Annotated in this window: 27 protein-coding genes; 11 read left to right on the top strand and 16 right to left on the bottom strand. The window is 47.4% G+C overall.

Annotation, left to right across the window (positions count from 1 at the left end):
- The first annotated feature begins 2 nt into the window (after positions 1-2).
- Together moeA and QUE66_RS02305 are read left to right on the top strand one after the other, a co-directional pair.
- Positions 3-1304: a molybdopterin molybdotransferase MoeA gene (moeA, locus tag QUE66_RS02310; protein WP_286224221.1), complete on the top strand. Its 1302-nt coding sequence runs from the start codon at positions 3-5 to the stop codon at positions 1302-1304.
- Positions 1305-1316: 12 nt separating this feature from the next.
- Entirely contained in the window at positions 1317-1616 is a 300-nt protein-coding gene (locus QUE66_RS02305) for a hypothetical protein (protein WP_108507984.1), read from the top strand.
- 12 nt (positions 1617-1628) lie between these two features.
- Here QUE66_RS02305 and QUE66_RS02300 read toward each other — a convergent pair whose 3' ends face one another.
- Positions 1629-2615, bottom strand: a complete 987-nt coding sequence (locus QUE66_RS02300; protein WP_286224217.1) for a 2-hydroxyacid dehydrogenase — start codon at positions 2613-2615, stop codon at positions 1629-1631.
- 113 nt (positions 2616-2728) lie between these two features.
- Between QUE66_RS02300 and fdxA the strand changes: the two genes are divergently transcribed.
- Genes fdxA through QUE66_RS02285 form a run of 3 tightly spaced genes read left to right on the top strand, consistent with a single transcriptional unit; the run spans position 2729 to position 4374 of the window.
- Positions 2729-3052: a ferredoxin FdxA gene (gene fdxA / locus QUE66_RS02295; protein WP_108509308.1), complete on the top strand. Its 324-nt coding sequence runs from the start codon at positions 2729-2731 to the stop codon at positions 3050-3052.
- 27 nt (positions 3053-3079) lie between these two features.
- Complete coding sequence (locus QUE66_RS02290; protein ID WP_286224213.1) at positions 3080-3874, top strand: thymidylate synthase; 795 nt, start codon at positions 3080-3082, stop codon at positions 3872-3874.
- A gap of 8 nt (positions 3875-3882) precedes the next feature.
- Positions 3883-4374, top strand: a complete 492-nt coding sequence (locus QUE66_RS02285; RefSeq protein ID WP_458574885.1) for a dihydrofolate reductase — start codon at positions 3883-3885, stop codon at positions 4372-4374.
- Here QUE66_RS02285 and pmbA read toward each other — a convergent pair whose 3' ends face one another.
- On the bottom strand, positions 4375-5721 hold the full coding sequence (gene pmbA, locus QUE66_RS02280; protein ID WP_286224210.1) for a metalloprotease PmbA: 1347 nt from the start codon (positions 5719-5721) through the stop codon (positions 4375-4377).
- Between the two features lie 26 nt (positions 5722-5747).
- On the opposite strand from pmbA, the gene mog reads away from it, so the two are divergent.
- The gene (gene mog / locus QUE66_RS02275) at positions 5748-6365 is read left to right on the top strand and encodes a molybdopterin adenylyltransferase (protein ID WP_286224208.1); all 618 of its coding nucleotides are present in this window, start codon (positions 5748-5750) and stop codon (positions 6363-6365) included.
- Here mog and orn read toward each other — a convergent pair whose 3' ends face one another.
- On the bottom strand, positions 6366-6950 hold the full coding sequence (gene orn, locus QUE66_RS02270; protein WP_458574880.1) for an oligoribonuclease: 585 nt from the start codon (positions 6948-6950) through the stop codon (positions 6366-6368).
- A gap of 15 nt (positions 6951-6965) precedes the next feature.
- Here orn and QUE66_RS02265 point away from each other — a divergent pair, with 15 nt between their 5' ends.
- Positions 6966-8216, top strand: coding sequence for a M48 family metallopeptidase (locus tag QUE66_RS02265; protein ID WP_286224204.1), 1251 nt, complete (start codon positions 6966-6968; stop codon positions 8214-8216).
- A 13-nt stretch (positions 8217-8229) separates the two neighbouring features.
- Entirely contained in the window at positions 8230-9225 is a 996-nt protein-coding gene (gene rsgA / locus QUE66_RS02260) for a ribosome small subunit-dependent GTPase A (protein ID WP_286224202.1), read from the top strand.
- On the opposite strand, the gene QUE66_RS02255 is transcribed toward rsgA, so the two are convergent.
- The 6 genes from QUE66_RS02255 to rpsP form a co-directional block, all read right to left on the bottom strand.
- Positions 9170-10126 carry a CobD/CbiB family protein gene (locus QUE66_RS02255; RefSeq protein WP_286224201.1) on the bottom strand — a complete coding sequence of 319 codons (957 nt, stop codon included), beginning with the start codon at positions 10124-10126 and terminating at the stop codon, positions 9170-9172. The genes rsgA and QUE66_RS02255 overlap by 56 nt on opposite strands.
- Positions 10123-10854: a CoA pyrophosphatase gene (locus QUE66_RS02250; RefSeq protein WP_286224200.1), complete on the bottom strand. Its 732-nt coding sequence runs from the start codon at positions 10852-10854 to the stop codon at positions 10123-10125. Before QUE66_RS02250 ends, QUE66_RS02255 begins: the two co-directional genes overlap by 4 nt.
- A 71-nt stretch (positions 10855-10925) precedes the next feature.
- Entirely contained in the window at positions 10926-11324 is a 399-nt protein-coding gene (gene rplS, locus QUE66_RS02245) for a 50S ribosomal protein L19 (RefSeq protein WP_286224199.1), read from the bottom strand.
- Positions 11325-11408: 84 nt separating this feature from the next.
- A complete protein-coding gene (gene trmD, locus QUE66_RS02240) occupies positions 11409-12161 on the bottom strand; it encodes a tRNA (guanosine(37)-N1)-methyltransferase TrmD (protein WP_286224710.1) in 753 nt (250 codons plus the stop codon).
- Between the two features lie 17 nt (positions 12162-12178).
- Entirely contained in the window at positions 12179-12733 is a 555-nt protein-coding gene (gene rimM, locus QUE66_RS02235) for a ribosome maturation factor RimM (RefSeq protein ID WP_286224709.1), read from the bottom strand.
- A gap of 8 nt (positions 12734-12741) precedes the next feature.
- Entirely contained in the window at positions 12742-12987 is a 246-nt protein-coding gene (gene rpsP / locus QUE66_RS02230; RefSeq protein ID WP_108507972.1) for a 30S ribosomal protein S16, read from the bottom strand.
- A 236-nt stretch (positions 12988-13223) separates the two neighbouring features.
- Between rpsP and QUE66_RS02225 the strand changes: the two genes are divergently transcribed.
- Together QUE66_RS02225 and QUE66_RS02220 are read left to right on the top strand one after the other, a co-directional pair.
- Entirely contained in the window at positions 13224-13688 is a 465-nt protein-coding gene (locus QUE66_RS02225) for an META domain-containing protein (RefSeq protein WP_286224198.1), read from the top strand.
- The gene (locus QUE66_RS02220) at positions 13685-14140 is read left to right on the top strand and encodes a hypothetical protein (RefSeq protein ID WP_286224197.1); all 456 of its coding nucleotides are present in this window, start codon (positions 13685-13687) and stop codon (positions 14138-14140) included. The genes QUE66_RS02225 and QUE66_RS02220 overlap by 4 nt, the downstream gene beginning before the upstream one ends.
- Positions 14141-14147: 7 nt before the next feature.
- On the opposite strand, the gene QUE66_RS02215 is transcribed toward QUE66_RS02220, so the two are convergent.
- Genes QUE66_RS02215 through QUE66_RS02205 form a run of 3 tightly spaced genes read right to left on the bottom strand, consistent with a single transcriptional unit; the run spans position 14148 to position 16797 of the window.
- Complete coding sequence (locus tag QUE66_RS02215) at positions 14148-15077, bottom strand: electron transfer flavoprotein subunit alpha/FixB family protein (protein WP_286224196.1); 930 nt, start codon at positions 15075-15077, stop codon at positions 14148-14150.
- The gene (locus QUE66_RS02210; protein ID WP_286224195.1) at positions 15077-15826 is read right to left on the bottom strand and encodes an electron transfer flavoprotein subunit beta/FixA family protein; all 750 of its coding nucleotides are present in this window, start codon (positions 15824-15826) and stop codon (positions 15077-15079) included. Before QUE66_RS02210 ends, QUE66_RS02215 begins: the two co-directional genes overlap by 1 nt.
- A 50-nt stretch (positions 15827-15876) precedes the next feature.
- Positions 15877-16797: a histone deacetylase family protein gene (locus tag QUE66_RS02205; protein WP_286224194.1), complete on the bottom strand. Its 921-nt coding sequence runs from the start codon at positions 16795-16797 to the stop codon at positions 15877-15879.
- 83 nt (positions 16798-16880) lie between these two features.
- On the opposite strand from QUE66_RS02205, the gene QUE66_RS02200 reads away from it, so the two are divergent.
- Positions 16881-18161, top strand: coding sequence for a lytic murein transglycosylase (locus QUE66_RS02200; RefSeq protein ID WP_286224193.1), 1281 nt, complete (start codon positions 16881-16883; stop codon positions 18159-18161).
- Here QUE66_RS02200 and cysM read toward each other — a convergent pair.
- The 4 genes from cysM to rfaE1 all read right to left on the bottom strand — a co-directional run bounded on the left by cysM (position 18158) and on the right by rfaE1 (position 21614).
- Positions 18158-19084 (bottom strand): cysteine synthase CysM, encoded by a 927-nt coding sequence (gene cysM / locus QUE66_RS02195; protein WP_286224192.1) that lies wholly within the window; start codon positions 19082-19084, stop codon positions 18158-18160. The genes QUE66_RS02200 and cysM overlap by 4 nt on opposite strands.
- A gap of 40 nt (positions 19085-19124) precedes the next feature.
- Positions 19125-19571, bottom strand: a complete 447-nt coding sequence (locus QUE66_RS02190; RefSeq protein ID WP_286224191.1) for a ComEA family DNA-binding protein — start codon at positions 19569-19571, stop codon at positions 19125-19127.
- A gap of 94 nt (positions 19572-19665) precedes the next feature.
- Positions 19666-20685: an ADP-glyceromanno-heptose 6-epimerase gene (gene rfaD / locus QUE66_RS02185; protein ID WP_286224190.1), complete on the bottom strand. Its 1020-nt coding sequence runs from the start codon at positions 20683-20685 to the stop codon at positions 19666-19668.
- Entirely contained in the window at positions 20682-21614 is a 933-nt protein-coding gene (gene rfaE1 / locus QUE66_RS02180) for a D-glycero-beta-D-manno-heptose-7-phosphate kinase (protein ID WP_286224189.1), read from the bottom strand. Before rfaE1 ends, rfaD begins: the two co-directional genes overlap by 4 nt.
- Between the last annotated feature and the right edge of the window lie 4 nt (positions 21615-21618).

Below are 21618 nucleotides of genomic sequence, written 5' to 3'. Positions count from 1 at the left end.
ATATGGAAACTAATAAAGCAAATCAAGAGTTCCAATCGGATTTTTTGTCTGTAACGGATGCACGCCAAGCCATTGCTGACTTAATTGCATCCAGTTACGAATCGTCGGGAATGCATCTCAAAAAAGAGATCTTACCTCTCCATCAATGCCTCGGTCGTATCTTGGCGGGCGATATCTTATCCCCCATCGATGTTCCCGCCCATGACAACTCTGCCATGGATGGGTATGCATTTAATAGTGGAGAACTACGTGATGATCGCCAGAATCTTGAATTAACCATCATTGGAACACTGCATGCTGGGCAAACTGAAATGCTTACCGTCAAACCTGGGCAATGCATCAAGATCATGACGGGGGCTCTGATGCCAGCGACATGTGACACCGTTGTACCCCAAGAATTTACCAAGACTCTTAGCAATGGTCTGGTGAGCTTTTCCAGTAGCATCGTTCGTGCTGGCGAGAATCGTCGCTTACGGGGCGAAGATTTACAGTCGGGCAAAGCGGCCATTTTGCAGGGGCGAATTTTGCGCCCTGCTGACCTGGGTCTTGCGGCATCCTTGGGCATTCATCAGCTTGAAGTCTATCAACGGACCAAGGTGGCAATCCTCTCCTCCGGCAATGAGCTTTGCGACATCCATGAATCCTTGGCGCCTGGCAAGATTTTTGACAGTAATCGCTACAGTCTAAGAGCCTGCATTGAGCGCCTGGGTATGGAGGTGATTGATTATGGGATCGTGCGAGATAACCCCGACGATCTTCGCAGGGCTTTCATTGCTGCAGCCCAAACGGCCGATGTCATCATCTCCTCAGGTGGGGTCTCGGTTGGGGAGGCAGATTTCACTAAGCAAATGATGGAGGAACTGGGTGAGGTTGGATTTTGGAAAATTGCCATGCGTCCTGGTCGACCCATGGCATTCGGTAGCCTAAAGCCAAGTTCGAGCAAGCCTACCCCCACCGTATTTTTTGGCTTACCCGGCAACCCCGTAGCCGTGATGGTGACCTTCTATCAATTTGTCCGCAATGCGCTATTGCAACTAAATGGCGCCAAGTGGGTTGAGATCCCCTTGATTCCAGTTCGATCTGCCGCAGGAATTCGGAAGAAATCCGGTCGTACCGAGTTTCAACGGGGGATTCTATTTCAGGATGACCAGGGTCAATGGGTCGTTAAAACAACAGGTAGCCAAGGCGCTGGGATTTTGCGCTCCATGAGTGAAGCGAATTGCTTCATTATTCTTCATCATGACCAAGGGAATATCGCGCCTGGCGATTGGGTAGATGTAGAGATTTTTGATGGACTGCTTTAAGATGGCGGGATCATGAAATTTACCAAAAAAGAGATTGTATTTTTAGATCCCATGCATACCGCCAAAACCTTGGTTTTGGTTTACTTATGCTTTTCGGTCCCCATCGTTTTATTGGCGCTCTTTGTCGCCTTTATTCGAGATGGGTCGATTCCGGGTTTTACGGTGATTTCTGCCCTGGTCCTAAATGCGATTTTGGGCTTTGGTCTCTTATGGATCGCCTGTAAGGTCTATAACTGGGTTGCGGAAAAGTTTGGCGGCATTGAGCTTGCGCTCAAAGAACTCACCGAAGAGACCGACGATATTCAGCAATAAGGACTAACTGAATTAGGCTTGCCACAATTCGGTATTGATCAAACTCGGCGGACGTTTTCCCTCGAGAGCTGCGCTAAGGTTTTCAGCCGCTAACGCAATCATGGCACGTCGAGTTTTTTCAGTCGCACTGGCAATATGGGGCGCCAGTACCACATTACTTAACTTGAGCAACTCCGGATGAACTTTCGGTTCTCCCTCAAAAACATCAAGTCCTGCGGCAAAGATTGTTTTTGCTTTTAATGCAGCCGCCAAAGCTGCATCATCCACAATACCACCACGGGCAATGTTAACTAGCGTAGCAGTCGGTTTCATTAGCGCAATTTCTTTGGCGCCGATTAGATGATGGCTCTCTGCAGAGTATGGCACCACCAAGATCACATGGTCAGCTTCGCGAAGTAGGGTTTCTTTATCAAGATATCGAGCACCACACGCTTTTTCATCCGCCTCGCTTAAGCGTTTACGGTTGTGATAAACCACTCTCATCCCAAAACCTAAGGCACGCTTAGCAATACCCTGCCCAATTCGACCCATACCAATAATGCCCAAGGTGCTGTGGTGCAAATCCATGCCCAAGGGATTGTGCACGATAGACCATTTATCCCATTGGCCATTTCGGATCCAATGCTCAGATTCTGTGATCCGACGGGCAGTAGCCATTAGCAGCGCAAAGCCAAAATCAGCGGTTGTATCAGTCAATACATCCGGAGTATTTGTTGCCATGACTTTGGCTGCAGTCATCGCTGGTACATCAAAATTGTTATAGCCAACCGAAATATTTGCTACGATTTTCAGGCGCTTTGCATCGGCCAAGGCGCTTTGATCGATTCGCTCACTGCCAGTCACTAATGCCCCATCTACACTCGCTAGATGGTTACGCAATTCATCCGGGGTAAACACCTGATCAGCCTGGTTAGATATCACCTCATAACGATCCTGTAGTTTTACTAAATCATCTGGAAAAATGGCGCGGGCAACGAGGATTGTTGGTTTGGTTGTCATGGCTCTGTATGGAGTGTGATATCGGTGGAATCAAGACTTTACACCATTTGGGATAAAATCCAGTGATTGATTATTTTCGTGTTTTTGATGGTATTTATTCTTCAGAGCGAGCTATGACCTACGTTGTCACTGAATCCTGTATTCGTTGTAAATACACCGATTGCGTTGATGTATGCCCTGTTGACTGTTTTCGTGAGGGTCCGAACTTTTTAGCAATTGATCCGGATGAATGCATTGATTGTGCGGTATGCGTACCAGAGTGTCCTGTCAATGCGATTTACGCAGAAGATGATGTGCCAGGTGATCAGCAAAACTTTATTGCAATCAATCTTGAGCTTGCGAAGCAATGGCCTAGCATTACAAAATCCAAGGCACCTCTCGCCGATGCGGATGATTGGAAAGATGTCAAAAGTAAGCTTGAGCATCTCGAGAAGTAATATCAAACTGCACTGACTTAATTTCGCATGCGCCAATTTCACGAACTCATGCACCATGTTCTAGAACATGGTGCTGAAAAATCGGATCGTACCGGAACTGGAACTTTATCGGTTTTTGGCTATCAGATGCGCTTTAACCTCGCAGAAGGCTTTCCACTGGTTACCACGAAAAAGCTTCACCTGAAATCCATCATTTATGAGCTTTTATGGTTTCTGAGTGGCAATACGAATAATCAATGGCTCAAAGAGCGTGGCGTATCCATTTGGGACGAGTGGGCCGCTCCCAATGGGGATCTTGGACCGGTTTATGGCTACCAATGGCGCTCCTGGCCCACACCCAATGGCGAGCACATCGATCAAATTAAAGAGATTATTCATACAATTAAAACCAATCCGGATTCCCGCCGGATTATTGTCTCCGCTTGGAATGTTGCTGATATTCCCAAAATGGCCTTGGCGCCCTGTCACGCCTTCTTTCAGTTTTATGTCGCCAATGGAAAACTCTCGTGCCAACTCTATCAGCGTAGTGCCGATATTTTTCTGGGTGTACCTTTTAATATTGCCAGCTACGCATTGCTAACACATATGGTTGCAGAGCAATGTAATTTACAGCCTGGTGAGTTTATCTGGACCGGTGGAGATTGTCATTTGTACAGCAACCACCTGGAACAGGTGAAGCTTCAGCTATCACGCACGCCCTATCCATTGCCGAGCCTTAAGATTCATCGCAAACCTGAGTCGATCTTTGATTATCAGTTTGAAGACTTTGAAATCGTGGGCTATGAGTCCCATCCCCATATTAAAGCCCCGGTTGCGGTCTAAATAAATTGATAACAAAACCTGCTATATCGATGATCGTTGCTCGCTCACGCAACCATGTGATCGGCAAAGACAATCAAATGCCCTGGAAGATCTCGGCCGATTTGCAATTTTTTAAGAAAGTAACCATGGGTTACCCAATTATTATGGGGCGTAAGACCTGGGAATCGATTGGTAGACCCTTACCTGGAAGACGCAATATCGTGGTTAGTCGCAATTCTGACTATCAGGCAAATGGGGCTGAGCTTGTCTCGTCGCTTGAAGAGGCCTTGCAATCATTGCGCGAGTTTGAGCGAGTGTTTGTGATTGGTGGTCAACAATTATTTAATCAATCTTTTCCATTAGCAGATCAGCTCTTCGTTACCGAGATTGAGCTGGAGGTCGAGGGCGATACCTTTTTTGAGATTCCCGATCCGCAGAATTGGCAAATTATGGAGCAGCTTGCGGCAAGCGAAGGTGATATTCAGTTTAGTTATGTGACCCTAAATCGAGTTCGTCACTAACTATTTACCACCGATCGTCATCGAACCGATCAAAATAGAGCCCGTTTCTTTGGTGCCACGAATAATGGTGTCGTCTGCCACTGCGGCAATATCCATCAACATCTCTTTGAGATTACCCGCAATCGTAATCTCTTCAACCGGATGCTGAATCTCTCCATTCTCTACCCAGTAACCAAATGCACCACGTGAGTAATCCCCGGTCACGTAATTCACGCCCTGACCCATAAGTTCTGTCACCAGCAGACCGGTACCCATTTCTTTGAGTAAACCAGGCAAACCTCCGGACGGGGTATTTTGACTGTGCAATTTCAAGTGATGAGCACCACCGGCATTGCCGGTGGTTTGCATTCCTAACTTACGAGCTGAATAACTGGATAAAAAATATCCTTGCAGCTCTCCCTTAGCAACGACTGAGCGCGCTTGGGTACGAACCCCTTCTTCATCAAAAGGAGCGCTACCGGTCTGTCGTTTTAGATGCGGTAATTCAAATAAATCAAGATGGCTTGGCATCACAGGTTTACCAAGACTGTCTAGTAAAAAACTAGAGCGTCGGTAAAGTGCGGCCCCTGAAGTTGCTTGAACTAAAGATCCGATCAGTCCAACCGCAATGGGAGCCTCAAAAATGACTGGGCAACGACGCGTACTTAATGACTTCGCATTTAAACGAGAGAGCGCGCGTTGGGCCGCATATCGACCAATCAAGCTTGGTTTAGCAAGTTCGGTGGGTACCCGAGAGGTACTGTACCAATCATCGCGCTGCATCGAACTGGTCTTCCCCGTTGCATTCGCAATCGGAGCACATGAAATAAAGTGTCTTGAGTATGGATAACCGCCGATAAATCCGTTACTGGTCCCCAACATAAAGTGCGCTTGATGCGCAGATACCGAAGCTCCATCGCTATTGACAATGGCTCGATCGACCGCAAAAGCCGCTTTCTCTGCCTGCCGTGCAATTGCGATCGCTTTTTTACTGTCAATTTCCCATGGATGAAATAAATCCAAATCCAATGGGTAGTGCTCTAGCAGATCTGGGTCGGCCAATCCAGCGCAATCATCTTCTGCAGTGTGTTTAGCAATGTGGAAAGCGGCTTGCACCGTGGTTCGTAATGACTCGGGTGAGAAGTCGCTGGTGCTGGCATTGCCTCGGCGCTGACCCAAATAAATACTAACCCCGACTTGCTTATCAACACTCTGCTCAATCGTCTCTACCGCACCTTTACGAACCGTGACGGATAAGCCATGGCCCTCTGAAATTTCAGCGGCGGCATCTGTGGCTCCAACTCGCTTGGCTTCTGCCAAAATAAAGTCAATAATGATTCTGAACTGATCTTGTGAATATGCAAACATCCTCTAATGATAGCTAGAATAGAACCATGAAGCAGCCAAGCCCCTTTGAACGCAGTTTTCCTAATGAAGCCAAAATTGGATTGGTCTCAATTTCAGATCGAGCCAGTCAGGGTATTTATGTCGACGAAGGCATTCCTAGCCTACGAAATTGGCTATCGCGCGTCATCACCACACCCCTTGTTTTCCATGAGCGCTTAATCCCCGATGAGATAGAACATATCTCCTCAACTTTAATTGAGCTCGCTGATGAAATGGGCTGCGATCTGGTCTTGACCACCGGCGGCACCGGCCCCGCACGTCGGGATGTCACCCCAGAGGCAACTCTAGAAGTGGGGACTCGCGAAATGCCGGGGTTTGGTGAACAAATGCGTCAAATTAGTTTGCATTTTGTACCCACCGCAATTTTGTCAAGGCAGGTGGCTGTTCTGCGAGAAATTGAAGGTCATAGCGCCCTGATTCTCAATCTTCCGGGCCAGCCTAAATCCATTCAAGAGACCTTGGAAGGCTTAAAGGACTCTGAGGGCAAAGTCTTAGTTCATGGGATTTTTGCAGCCATACCCTATTGCATTGAGCTCATGGGTGGGCCGATCATTGAAACCGATGAGGCCATTGTCAAAGCCTTTAGGCCCAAGAAAAAGAAGTAATTAATCGCTAGTTGGCGTGGGTAGCCGAAAGAAGTGCTCTCGGTAGTACTTTAGCTCCTCGATCGATTCCATAATATCGGCTAATGCCGTATGGGCCTGCTGCTTTTCAAAGCCCTTTACCAAATTGGGCTGCCAACGTTTTGACAATTCTTTAACGGTTGAAACATCAACATTTCGATAATGGAAATAGGCTTCAAGCTTAGGCATATACCGAGCCATAAAGCGTCGATCTTGGCAAATTGAGTTACCGCACATTGGGGCAGTATTCGCTTTTACATATTGCTTTAAAAAGGTGATGCACTGCTGCTCAACCTCCGACTCACTTAGCAAGGAAGCTTTCACTTTATCCACCAGACCCGACTTGCTGTGGGTTCCTTTGTTCCAAGCATCCATACCATTTAAGACCTCGTCCGTTTGGTGAACAACCCATACCGGCGCTGTGGCTATTACGTTCAAGTGAGCATCGGTGATGATCATAGCGATTTCCAAGATTCGGTCGCTGTCGGGCTTTAGGCCGGACATTTCCATGTCGACCCAAATCAAAGGATCATTCCCGTTGGGGGTGTGCTTCATTTGTTCGCTCATCTCTATAATACTTTCATGACCTTTACATTGATCTTCATTGCCGCCCTACTGCTAAGCGTTGGTATGCGCCACTGGTTGGCCATGCGACAAATACGCCATGTCGCCCTCCACCGCGCTAGTGTACCGAATGAATTTGCTTCGCGAGTTTCTTTGGCTGATCATCAAAAAGCAGCTGATTACACGATTGCTAAATTACGCTTAGGTCTTCTCGAAAATGCCTTTGGTGCATTTGTGTTGATCGGCTTTACCTTGCTGGGTGGCTTGGAGTGGCTTAATCAAACGCTCTTGAGCTTAGTGGGACCAGGCATTACCCAGCAAATCCTTCTTTTAGTTTCTCTGGCCTTCATTTCCGGTATATTAGATTTACCTTTTACCTGGAAAAAACAATTTGGGATTGAAGCATCCTTTGGCTTTAATCGCATGACCCCGCGCCTCTTTTGGCTGGATACCTTCAAAGGAATTGCCTTGGCGGCTGCGCTTGGTTTACCGCTCTTATGGTTAGTTCTCGAGCTTATGGCCACTAGTGGCACTTATTGGTGGTTGTGGACATGGGTAGTTTGGACACTATTCAACGCCCTACTGCTATGGCTCTTTCCCACGGTAATCGCACCCTTTTTTAACAAATTTAAGGCGCTCGAGGATGGCCCCCTAAAAACCCAAATCGAGCAACTCTTAAAACGCTGTGACTTTGCTAGTCAAGGTCTTTTTGTCATGGATGGGAGTAAACGAAGTGCCCATGGCAATGCTTATTTCACGGGTATCGGCAAAGCCAAGCGTATTGTCTTTTTTGACACCCTGATTGAAAAGTTAGAGCCCTTAGAGGTAGAAGCAGTTCTAGCGCATGAGCTGGGTCATTTCAAGCGTCAACATATCCGTAAGCGTTTACTGGTCTCATTTGCTCTCAGTTTTGTAATGCTAGCTATTTTGGGATGGATTAGTTCACAACCCTGGTTCTATTTCGGATTGGGGGTAACCCCCGATCTCAATGGTTACAACGGTGGTCTGGCTCTTGCCCTCTTTATGTTGGTAGCGCCTGTATTTGGATTCTTTTTTACGCCACTGGGAAGTCTTGCTTCGCGTAAACATGAATACGAAGCCGATCATTTTGCAGCCCAGAAGTCATCTGCAAGCGCCCTGATCTCTGCCTTGGTGAAGCTGTATCAAGACAATGCTTCCACCCTCACACCCGATCCAATCTATACGGCTTTCTATAGTTCTCACCCTCCCGCCCCATTGCGGATTGCGCATCTTCAGCGATTTGCATGAGTGATATTCGGTAATGGGTCCTTTTCGTGCCCTTCTAAGCGCTTCGTATGGCAGACATTACTTAGCGCAACGGATTGAGGCTGATGGATCCCATCACGGGCCATTCATTCATGTGAGTGCTCCTGGTAAACAACACCTTGGGGCAGTTGGCGATCGCTTGATTCTAGAGAGCACTTCGGCGGATCAGGCCCGTATTCTTGAGATTGAACCTCGCAAGAATTTACTGTATCGCTCAGATGCATTTAAGAGTAAGATTATTGCCGCCAATGTTGATCAGATACTGATTGTTTTGGCAACCGCACCCGCATTCTCGCCAGATCTTCTCGGACGCGCAGTGATTGCGGCTGAACTGAGTCAAATTGATCTTCATATCATTTTGAACAAATGCGACCTACACGATAAGCTTGAAGCGGCACGTGATCAGCTTGCCCCATACAAATCGATGGGTTACACAGTGCATGAAGTCTCTTCAAAATTGAATCCGCAATCGCTCGACGCACTTGTGCCACTCCTAAAGGGCAAAGTATCGGTTTTGGTCGGCCAATCCGGAATGGGTAAATCAACGCTTCTAAATGCCTGGATCCCCAATGCAGCGGCTGTCACTCAGGAATACTCGCAAAAACTGGATAGTGGCAAACACACCACTACAGCCTGCCGCTATTTTGATCTACCCGAATGGGGTCGCGATGCAAATAGTTTGGGAGCAATTATTGACTCACCAGGCTTTCAAGAATTTGGCCTTGCGCATGTATCAGAGAGTCAGTTACAACATGCGTTTCGGGAGTTCAAACCCTATTTGGGTCAGTGTCGCTTTCATAATTGCAAACACGATAATGAACCTGATTGCGCAGTTCAAGCCGCCGTCTTGGCAGGAGTCATTGCGAGCGAGCGCTTAGCACTTTTTAAACAGCTGGTCTCAGACTCGAGAACAGCAGATATTCAGATCCAGGGGATTAGCCCAGCCAAAGAGCGATGGTCAACATTGCTAAAACCACCATACAAACGATAAGGGCCCGCCACACCAGACCGATTGCCGAGCGCATGGATCGCTCGCTAGGCTCATGACCGATTTCGTAAATCGGCGGCTCACCTGCTTCAGCTCTTGCCAATGCCTCATCGCTGGTTGGCTCCCGCAGAGGCTCTCCCAAGCGAACGCCTAGTGCTCCACTACCTGATGCTAAGAGAACAGCCGAGAGTGGATCTGCCCACTTACCGGTTAAGTTCCGCCAGGCATAAATCGCATCCTCAAAGTTGCCTACAATCGCAAAGCTGATTGCGCTGAGTCGGACAGGGACCCAATCCAATATGAAGAAGAAATGTTTAGCGGCCTCAGATAAATTCAAACCAAAGCTCTCCCAACGCTTACTCGCCTTATCTGCCAGTCGGTACAAAACGACTCCAGCGGGGCCAATGGGCATTAAGAACCAGAAAAATACCCCAAATACGTGGCGATGAGCCCCAATAATAGCTCGCTCGAGAGCAATCGCGATGATTTCGCTTTCAGATAGATGTGAGGTATCAAACTCATCACCCACCCACGCTTGCAGTGCTTGCCGCGCAGCAGGTAGATCATGGTTTTGAATTGCCTCATGCACTTCGGTAAAGGAGTGGCTAAATTGCCTAAAACCGAAGAACAGATACACGATGATGATGTTCCACACAAATGCTAACAATGGGTTCACGATGTATGCAAATACATAGACTGCGAATACCAATACTGTTGGTAAGCCAAACCCAACTAAGCAGGCTAAGCGGGCGCCCACGGGTGTTGCACCCTGCTCGGATTTGCCACCAAACTCTTTAGCGACCCAATCGAGCCATGCGGCACTGATTCTCCGAATCCAATGCGATGCGGTAACGGGCCGGTATTGCTCGGCAATGAGAGCGAAAAGAATAGAGAAAAAGGTCATGCTTTTAATAAATGATATAGATTTCGTAACATTCCAGCAGTAGCGCCCCAAATAAATCGATCCGCATACGGAATGGCATAAAACCGTCGCGAGCCCTCATCACTATGCCACACCCGTACCTCGTGATTCGCTGGGTTCATCAGAAATGGTAGAGGAACCTCAAAAACATCCGCCACTTCAAATGGATCTGGTCGATATACTCGAGGAGGCTCAACCAGAGCAACCACGGGGGTCACCCGATAACCAGAGACGGTCAAATACTCCGGCATGGTTCCAATCACATCAATATGATCGCTGGACAAGCCGATCTCTTCCTCACTTTCGCGCAATGCAGTGGAAATGATTGATTCATCGGCATGATCTTTTCGACCACCTGGAAAGCTAATTTGCCCGGCATGATCATGCAAATGATCGGTTCGCTGCGTTAAGAGAACATTTAAACCGTTTGGCTGCATCACAAGTGCTAACAAAATAGCGGCTTCTGTGATCAAGCCCTCTGCCTCACGTTGCGCAATGATGTCACTGGCGATCACATGCCGATTTTCATCGGTAATTTCAGGAGTCCAGGCCGGTGGAGCAGCAAAATGCCTTCGTAGGGCCTTGGCATCAAACAGATGCTCAGCCACCTGCGCTTGATCCTCGCAGCGATGCGCAATTGGCACCCTTCGCGGATTAAAACTCGGTGGAGCAGCTAAGCTCTTTTTGATGGATGTGGATGAATGAACCATGCCATCATTTTAGGTGATTTAAATAAACAAAAAGGCGACCGAAGTCGCCTTGATTGCTGATATCAGATTAATTACTCAGCGCTTTGCTCAGCAACGACCTCTTTAGCACGGGCAGTGAGCTTCTCTTTGATACGCGCGGACTTACCGGAACGATCGCGCAAATAATACAACTTGGCACGACGCACATCACCGCGACGCTTCACCTCAATACTGGCAATCAATGGTGAGTAGGTTTGGAATGTACGCTCAACACCCTCACCCGATGAAATCTTACGAACAATGAAGCTGGAATTAAGACCGCGATTACGTTTGGCAATCACCACACCCTCAAATGCCTGAGCGCGTTTACGGTTACCCTCAACAACATTGACGCTGACAACAACGGTATCGCCAGGAGCAAAACTCGGAATCGTTTTGTTGGCAGTTAGGCGAGCAATTTCTTCTTGCTCAATCGTTTGAATCAAATTCATTTCAACTCCTTTGGCATCGTATTGACGTTAATCCCACACATAGGTGGACTCAATAGAGGATGCAGTTCAATTTTTGCCAAGCTTTTAGGATTTAAGCGTCTTTAAAAACGCTTCATCTTTCGGGCTTAGCAACCCATTTGCACGCGCTTTGATGATGAGATCTGGGCGGCGCTTGAACGTCAGCTCCAAAGACTTTTGCCGACGCCAATCTATTATTTTAGCGTGATGTCCGCCCAAAAGCACGTCTGGCACCGATTTATTTCCATAAACCTCTGGACGGGTGTAGTGGGGATGGTCCAAAAGGCCATTCATAAAGCTATCTTGTAGAGCAGAGTCTTCATCCCCTAAAGCCCCCGGGATTAAACGGATTACGGCATCCATGAGGATCATAGCGGGCAACTCGCCCCCCGAAACCACAAAATCACCGATTGAGATCTCAAAATCCACTTTGTCATCAATAAAACGTTGATCAATAGCTTCATAACGACCACAAATTAGGGTTAATTGTCGATAATTGAGGATATCTGTCGCTAACTTTTGTGAAAATGGCTCTCCTTGGGGACTTAATAAACAAACCGGCCCAGGATTAATCCCTCGATTAAGGTGGGAGCGCCCCACAGCCTCAAGACAAGAATCTAGGGGTTTGGCCATCATTACCATACCAGGGCCACCACCATAAGCCCGATCATCGACCGTTTTTCGAGAATCCTCAGAAAAATCTCTGATATTCCAGGTAGTTACGGAAGTTAGCCTTTGCTCACAGGCGCGGCCGGTCACCCCATATTGCGTCAGAGCAGCAAACATCTCTGGGAAGAGTGTCAACACATCAAAATCCATCTTGGTTGAATCCATGCTCATTCACTCCAGTTGGGCTGCCAATCCACTACAAGTTTGCCTAATGGAAGTTCTGCTGACCTCAGCTCAACTGATTTCACAATTGCAGGGACAAAAGGAATCAGCTCACTGCCAATCGTCATGACTGGATGAGCCCCAAACTCGGCCATACCCTCAATCATGCCCAGATGAACTCCTTGCTCGTTATAAACTTCGCAGCCAATCAAATCGACCCAGTAATAGGCATCTTGCTCAGGCACTGGAAATGCCTTTCTTGGTAGCAAAACCGTCTGACCCTTGAGGGCTAACGCAGCATCTCGATCACAAATACCATCCAAAAGCATCACCACGAAGCCAGAATGAATTTTTGCACTATGTACACGATAAACAACGGGGGATGCGGCTGAGTGAGTGCCCCTCAAATAAGCCTCCTTGCACGCCAAGAGGGAGATTGGGTCAGGGGAATAGGGACGGACTTTGATGTGGCCTTTTAGCCCCTGGGCATCGTATACGATACCCAAATCAATCAAATCAGAGGGGGGTTGATGACCGCTCACCACTCCCCCTTCAGTCATGGCCAAGATTAGGCCGCTGGGTGATCCTTGATCAAACGCTTTACGGTTGGCGAAATTTGCGCACCAACGCCAGACCAATAAGTTAAACGGTCTTGAGAAAGGCGCATTGCCTGCTCTTTTTCAGAAGCTTGGGGATTAAAGTAACCCAAACGCTCGATGAAGTTCGAGTCGCGACGATTGCGTTTGTCGGTAGCAACGATGCTAAAAAAAGGGCGCTTTTTAGAACCGCCGCGGGCAAGTCGAATGACGACCATAGGTATTTCCTTAAAATCAAATGATTACAAAATGGTTGACTGAATCGTCTTCGCTCAAAAGGGTTTTTGACCAACGAGTGCGACGATCGCAGAAAACCTCATATTCTAGACGAAATACCCTAAAAACTCCATCACTTCACCAAAGATTATTGACTGTGACCAATAAATATACATATAAATCAAAGGCTTATATAAAAAATCCCGGACTAGAGGTCTCACAGACTAAGAGAGGGCTAATGAGACTCATTAGTGCAACCCCAATTTTTTTGATTGGTTGCGCCAATATAGTGCCGCCGTGTCCCGGGAAAACGACCCCGCCCTACTCTGAACTGGTTGGCACTCAATGGGAACTAAATCGCTGGAATATGCCACCAAACAGTATGGGTGAGGTTCGCCTTCGCTCGATGCCCAGTGATGGTGGGCCAAAAATTAGTTTGCAATTTAGCCAGAGTCGAATGAGTGGTTATAGCGGCTGCAATCGCTTCACTGCCCAAATCATCGAAGATCCTCGGGGTTTTCAAATTGAACAGATCGCCACAACTCGCATGGCCTGCGCTTCCAATCGCGAGGATATTGAACGCGATTTCTTATATTTGCTGCGGGATTACCGAAGCATTGCACGCGATGGTAATTATTTACTTATCATTGGACCCAATCGCGAAGTATTGGGCTTTAATTTAATTCAACGAACTAATCCATGAGCACCCCATTTCGGTCCAAATTAACATTCTCTGCACTGGGGCTATTTCTTCCTGGAACTGGATTGAATTGCTTTTATTTGCTCGGTATCAAAAGTTTTTGGGGATGGATCCAGCTTGCATCCCTAATCGCGGGCATTCTGGGTTTTATGCTCTTAAACACAAGTCCAGAATCTTCTGCGGCAGCCTGGGTGTTAATTATTCTTGGGTTTATTGCCTTAGAAGCAAGTTGGTTAAGTACGATTGTTTTTGGATTGCGTCCCGATGAGAAATGGGATGCGCAATTTAATGCTTCCTTTCAAGGCAAACAAAAAACGGAATCGGGTTGGCCTGTCGTAATTTGCGTAATCCTCTCGTTGGTGATTGGCGCAGGGGTCATGATGAGCTTTCTGGCTATTGGCTTTGAACAATTCTTCATCTACCAAATTGAAGAGGCCAAAAAGCTCAGTCAATAAGTTGAGCTTAGATCGAGGCAGTTAACTCGGGTACCAGAGTAAACAAATCACCTACGAGTCCGTAGTCGGCGACCCCAAAGATCGGTGCATCTGGATCTTTGTTAATCGCCACAATGACTTTAGAGTCTTTCATGCCAGCAAGATGCTGGATTGCCCCAGAGATCCCCACTGCAATATAAAGCTGAGGGGCTACAATTTTTCCAGTTTGACCTACTTGATAATCATTGGGCACATAACCAGCATCAACTGCTGCTCGGGAAGCGCCGAGAGCAGCGCCAAGCTTATCGGCTAGGGGCTCAATCAACTCTTGGTATTTCTCGGCAGAGCCAAGCCCACGACCCCCAGAAACAATAATTTTTGCGGCAGCCAGCTCAGGGCGGTCTGATTTGGTTAACTCGCGACCTACAAATTGACTGGCAGTATATGGCTCTACTGGAGAGATTGATTCGATTGAGCATGATCCGCCAGTTCCCGCAGGATCAAAATTCGTGGTTCGTACGGTAATCACTTTTTTAGGGTCAATCGTTTGAACCGTTGCAATTGCATTACCCGCATAAATGGGACGCTCAAATTGATCGGCGGACACAACCTTAGTGATATCGGAGAGCTGGGCAACGTCCAACTTTGCCGCAACCCGGGGCATCACACTTTTACCGTGTGCCGTCGCAGGTGCTAAAAAATAGTCATAGTTTGGGGCTAGGGCAAGAATTTGCTCCGCAACTGCCTCCGGCAACTGATTCGCAAAATGCGGTGCATTGGCATAAAGAATCTTTCCAACCCCCTCAATCTTGCTGGCTTCCTGGACTATCGCATCCACGTCATGGCCCACTACCAAAATATCGACCGTATTGGCGCACTGCTTCGCAGCACTTACCGCATGATGCGTGGCCATTTTTAATGATTGCTGATCGTGCTCAGCGAGAACCAGTGCAGCCATTACAGTACCTTTGCTTCGTTTTTTAATTTATCAATCAAAGTTGCTACATCCGGCACTTTGATACCTGCTGAGCGCTTTGGTGGCTCCTCGACCCGAATGGTTTTCAACCGTGGGGTAATATCAATTCCTAGATCATCGGGTTTTACGATATCCAACTGCTTTTTCTTAGCTTTCATAATGTTGGGTAGAGTGACGTAACGCGGCTCATTTAAGCGTAGATCGGTCGTAATCACAGCAGGCAAAGAAACTGCGACGGTCTCAAGGCCGCCATCTACCTCACGTGTAACCGATGCCTGCCCATTACTAATTGTTACCATAGAAGCAAATGTTGCCTGGGGCAGATTGAGCAAGGCGGCTAACATTTGGCCGGTTTGATTACTATCATCATCAATCGCCTGCTTACCCATAATGATGAGCTGAGGCTGCTCTTTGGAATAGATTGCCTGAAGTAATTTAGCAACTGCTAAAGGCTGTAATTCGATATCGGTCTCGCATAAGATGGCACGATCTGCACCGATCGCCAAGGCAGTTCTTAAGGTCTCTTGGCATGCTTGGGGGCCTGCTGAAAAAGCAATAATTTCTGTAACAAGGCCTGCCTCTTTGAGTCGAACCGCCTCCTCAACAGCAATTTCATCAAAGGGATTCATGCTCATTTTGACATTCGCAATGTCTACCCCCGATTGATCCGATTTGACCCGGACCTTCACGTTGTAATCGACCACTCGCTTGACTGCGACCAAAACCTTCATGAAAGAGGACCTTTTTACGTATCTAAACCTCCATTTTATCGTGATTCAGATTAAATCTCGGCCAAGGTTTTTAGATGGGCAGCAACGCTTCGGCCTAACGCCGAGAGGTTATATCCGCCCTCAAGGCAACTCACAATCTTGCCATCGCAATAGCGATTAGCAACCTCCATTAATTGCTTGGTCATCCATACATAATCATCCTCAACCAAGCCCATTTGGCCTAAATCATCCTCACGATGAGCGTCAAAACCCGCTGAAATGATAATGAGCTGGGGTTTGAATTCATCAAGTCGTGGAATCCAGGTTTTACTAATCATGTCGCGGACGATCTTGCCATTAGTGGTTGCCGGCAGGGGCACATTGACCATATTTTCCCCGCCATCTAAACCACTGTAGGGGTAAAAGGGGTGTTGAAAAAAACTGCACATGAGTACATGTGGATCATTGATAAATGCAGCCTCTGTGCCATTACCGTGATGGACATCAAAATCAATCACGGCGACACGTTCTAGGTCATACTTTTCGATGGCATAACGCGCGGCAATTGCCACATTATTAAATACGCAAAACCCCATCGAGCGATGAGGCTCAGCATGATGTCCCGGAGGCCGAATCGCACAAAATGCATTATTGACCTCACCTTGCATCACGGCATCCACTGCTGCTATTGCTGCGCCGGCTGCACGCAAGGAGACTGTTAACGTTGCTGGGTTCATGATGGTATCGCCATCAATCATCGAGTAGCCACTACTCGGAGCCTTACTCTTCACAAACGCCAAATGATCTTCGCTATGCACTCGTGTGATATCAGCGTCCGATGCAAGTGGGGGATCAATCCGCTTTAAATGCGTATCCAGACGACTCTGGATTAGCTGGTCCTCAATTGCGGCAATTCGCTCAGGACACTCTGGATGATGGCGACCCATCTCGTGTTTCATAAAATCAGGATGGCTGATGTAGGCTGTGCTCATATTTGTCTCTCATTGAATAACAACTAACTATACTTAATGTGAATTTATATTAAAAATACTTTTATTATTATCTTAGCGCGATCTTGAACTTTCTACCGTTTTTCTCCAACCTGGTACTAGCGGTTCTGTTAGGCGCCTGTGCATCGCCCACTCCACCAAGCACAGCATCCAATCCTCAATCCACAAAACCCGAAGTAGAGGTTCATGCTGATAAGGCTACTGTATCAAGTGCTAAACGAGATCCGTCTTCACTCAAGGAGCTTCTCGATCAGATCTCACGGCAGCAAAACATTCCTTTGGCATTTCTGGATAGTGGCTTTAAAGATGTTCAACATCTATCCCAAGTCAAAAAATTAGTTGCTCCCCCGCCTGTTAGCTTTCAAAAAAACTGGCGGGTATATCGTTCGCGCTTTGTGGAACCAGTCCGTATTCGAGCTGGCCTTGCCTTTATCGAGCAAAATCGTGCTGCCTTAGAAGTTGCCGAATCGGAATCTGGCGTTCCCCATCAAGTGATTGCGGCGATTATTGGGGTTGAGACGATTTATGGTCGTCAAATGGGAAACTTCCGGGTCAAGGATGTACTGAGCACCCTTGCTTTTGACTATCCAGAGGCGCCCAATCAAGCAGCGCGTGAGCTTCTTTTTCAGAATCAACTGAAAGACCTCATTATTTTGTGCTGGCAAGAGGCCAAAAATCGGCAAGATGCGTTTAATCGTTGCCTCAATCAAAGTAGCTCCTATGCAGGTGCCATTGGACTTCCCCAGTTTATGCCTGGGAGTATTTTGCAATTTGCCACCGACGGGGATGGCGATGGCGTAATTGATCTTCGCAATAGTCGACGTGATGCAATCTTTAGCGTCGCCAACTTTCTCAAAGTTCATGGCTGGCAACCTGGTATGCCCATCTACTTTCCTGTCATTCAAAATGAGCAAACTCGGGCAAAAATTATTGAGCTAGCCGATGGCCAGCCGATTGCCAAAATTACAGTTGCAGAGTTAATTCAGCTCGGTATTTTGGAGCCCAGCAACGGCGACCTGCTGCAAGGCGGGGTTGAACCGGGTAGCAAAGCTTTGATTGTTGATTTGCCATCTCCTGGAGTCAATCAAGAGCCCGAGATTCTGTATGTTGTTGGACTCCAAAACTTCCTCAGTATCGTGAACTACAACCGTAGTTACTTTTATGCTCAAAGTGTTGCTGAATTTGCGCAGGCGCTAGGGTATCAAAACAAAAGTGTGTTTACACGTGACCAAATCGAGAAACCGGGGCCTACGCCCGCTAGTAAAAATCGATCCACGACAACTAAAACGGCAAAAAAAGATAGTAAATTGAAAAAATCGAGCAAGCCACCAAAACCTAGTAACTAGGCTGGAAATACACCTGTCGATAAATAGCGATCGCCCCGATCGCACACAATGAATACAATCGTGGCGTTTTCAACCGTTTGAGCAACGCGAAGTGCAATCACTAAAGCGCCTGCAGCAGACACACCACAAAAGATACCTTCTTCCTTAGCCATACGACGGGCCATTTCCTCCGCTTCCGCCTGACTAACATACTCAATTCGATCAACACGTTCAGCTTGGTAGATTTTGGGCAAGTAGGCAGGTGCCCATTTCCGAATTCCAGGAATCTGCGAGCCCTCTTCAGGCTGCCCACCAATAATTTGGATCTCTGGATTCATGGACTTTAGATATGTTGATACGCCAGTAATCGTTCCCGTAGTCCCCATCGCAGAAACAAAATGGGTAATCTGACCATGCGTATCACGCCAAATCTCAGGCCCAGTGGTCTCGATATGAGCTCGCGGATTATCTGGGTTTGCAAATTGATCTAATAGTTTGCCGCGACCCTCTTTTTGCAATTGCTCTGCGTAATCACGAGCCAACTCCATCCCGCCTGAACTGGAGGTCAAAATAAGTTCCGCACCATACGCTGCCATGCTCTGTCGACGCTCAAGGCTTTGGTTTTCGGGCATGACCAAAATAATTTTGTAGCCCAACATAGCCCCAACCATCGCAATTGCAATACCAGTGTTGCCACTGGTAGCCTCAATTAGAGTATCGCCAGGTTTAATCTCACCACGCAACTCAGCGTGCTTAATCATGGAAAGCGCGGGTCGGTCTTTGACCGACCCGGCTGGATTATTACCTTCCAACTTACCTAAAATCACATTACCGCGGCGCTCATTCTCCACACCAGGAATACGCTGTAAGCGAACCAAGGGGGTATTACCAATGGTTTGAGAAATCGTTGGATAGAGTGCCGCAGATGGATTGAATTGGGTCATAGAGTTATTTTAGCGATAACTTCACCCAAAACTGCTGATTTCAGTAGCGGTGACGCGAACCTGTCGACCGCTCACCCTCCGCCGTAGACGCTTTAGTTTGATACTTGGAGTTCTTTTTTGTGGAACGCGCCTCTGAGCGTGGGCCACTTTTTGTCTCACGGTATCCACTTTGACCCTCGATTTTCAAACCATTCTCCATTAATTTACTCACCGAACGCTCGCCAATACCGCGAACCCGTGATTGCAGATCATAGGAGTCATAAAACGCACCGCCCTTTTCTCGCTCAGCAATAATTGCCTTCGCTTTTGATGGCCCAAGCCCACGAATACCCTCTAACTCGGTCTGACTGGCCGTATTGACATTGACTGGAGCAGCTTTTGCAAGAGTTATGCCAAGAGGAAGTGTCAGTGCTAATGCCATCATGCCAATCATCGATCCTTTAGATACAGCGTTAGCAGATGTGTGAAACAGAGTCGATAAACCCATAATTTCTCCTTTGAGGTTGATGAATGAACCATGACGAATATGTCATGGCCTTCTTCAACGCCCAATGGTTGATTGGGTTGACGAAAAAAATAGTCTAGAGGGGATTGGCTAAAAAATCAGAATTTGCTGATAACCAGGCAATGTATTGACTGACACCATGCTCAACATCCAAGAAGCTATCGGTATAGCCTGCCGCCCTTAATTGAGTTAAATCGGCTTGTGTGAAGCACTGATATTTGCCCCGCAAGTCATCAGGAAATGGAATGTATTGAATGAAACCTTGTTGTACTAAATCTGCCAATGCTAACGCTGGTTGATTGGCCAGTTTACGCATGGTATTTACAGTTGCTAGTGCGACATCATTAAAAGGTTGAGCGCGCCCTGTGCCAAGGTTAAAAATGCCACTCTTTTCTGGATGATCCAAGAAAAATAGGTTCACTTTTACAACATCTTCAACCGATACAAAATCCCGTGATTGCTGACCGGGTGCATAGCCGCCATATTCACCAAATAATTTGACCGTTTGATTTTTTTTGAACTGATGGTAATGATGGAATGCAACCGAAGCCATCCTCCCTTTATGGGACTCACGTGGACCATATACATTGAAATACCGAAAGCCAACCACCTGAGCGGTCGGAGCCTTCTCAGCCATGCGTGCACGCATATATTGGTCAAACAGAAACTTTGAGTAGCCGTAAATGTTCAAAGGCTTCTCATACTGACGATCCTCTACAAACGTATCAGACCCCCCATAGGTTGCAGCCGATGATGCATAAAGAAATGGCACCTTTTGGTCGGTACAAATCTCATAGAGATTGATAGAGTATTGATAGTTATTGTTCATCATGAAAACCCCATCGGTCTCCATCGTGTCTGAACAGGCACCCTCATGAAATACTGCCTTTACCTTACCAAACCAGCCCTCATGAAAGCCTTCTAAAAAATCATTCTTATCGATGTAATCGGCAATATCCAAATCGGCTAGATTGCGATATTTATCTGCAGGTCGCAAATCATCGACTGCAATAATATTTTTTTCACCACGGGCATTTAAGGCACGAACAATATTCGCCCCCACAAATCCGGCGGCACCAGTCACGATATAGGTCACTGTAGCTCCTCTGCACAAACGGTTGCTGTTCCCAGTTTACCGACTACGATTCCTCCAGCGCGATTGGCTAGGGACATCGCACGCTCCAGCGGCCATTTTGCTGCCAAGGCTACTGCTAAAGTAGCAATGACGGTATCGCCAGCGCCTGATACATCAAATACCTCGCGGGCCTGCGCACGTACATGACTTGCGCCCGCTGATGTAAATAATGTCATGCCTTCCTCAGAGCGAGTTAAGAGCAAAGCCTCAACCTGAAGCTGCTCTCGTAAGGCTTGCGCTTTTTGGGTGAGCTCCGCTTCGCTCGACCATGCGCCAACCACTTGCCGCAATTCGCTTCGATTGGGCGTCAATACAGTAGCCCCCTGGTACTTCGCATATGCATCACCCTTTGGGTCGACCAGAACGATCTTATTTTTGGCTTTTGCTAGAGCAATCATGCTTGCTACTTGCTCAAGTGCACCCTTGCCATAGTCGGACAAGATAACAACATCTGCTTCGGGCAATAATGCCTCGAACTGCTTGAGCTTTTGAGCGAGCGAGCCTGGACTCGGAGTTTCCTCAAAGTCCAAACGAATCAGTTGCTGCTGCCGAGCAATCACTCTTAACTTAACCGTCGTGGGTACTTTGGGATCAGCTTGTAAGTAGCTTTGTACACCACTATCTTGCAATAAGGCTTCTACACGTTTGCCAGCCTCATCCACTCCAATCACCCCTAGAAGGCTGGTTTGCGCTCCTAAAGCCGAGGCGTTGCGGGCTACGTTAGCTGCACCCCCTAAACGCTCATCAATCTTACCAACCTGCACCACAGGAACTGGGGCCTCAGGCGAGATACGACTAGTGTCACCAAACCAATAGCGATCGAGCATGACATCACCCACCACCAAAAGGCGTGCTTTGCTAAATTGTGTACGGTCAGCTTTCTCAGTCATCGCT

Source organism: Polynucleobacter sp. HIN6, from assembly GCF_030297575.1.
In the GTDB taxonomy this organism is placed as follows: domain Bacteria; phylum Pseudomonadota; class Gammaproteobacteria; order Burkholderiales; family Burkholderiaceae; genus Polynucleobacter.
The sequence above is the reverse complement of the archived record's forward strand: the minus strand, read 5'-3'. Positions and strand labels throughout refer to the sequence as shown.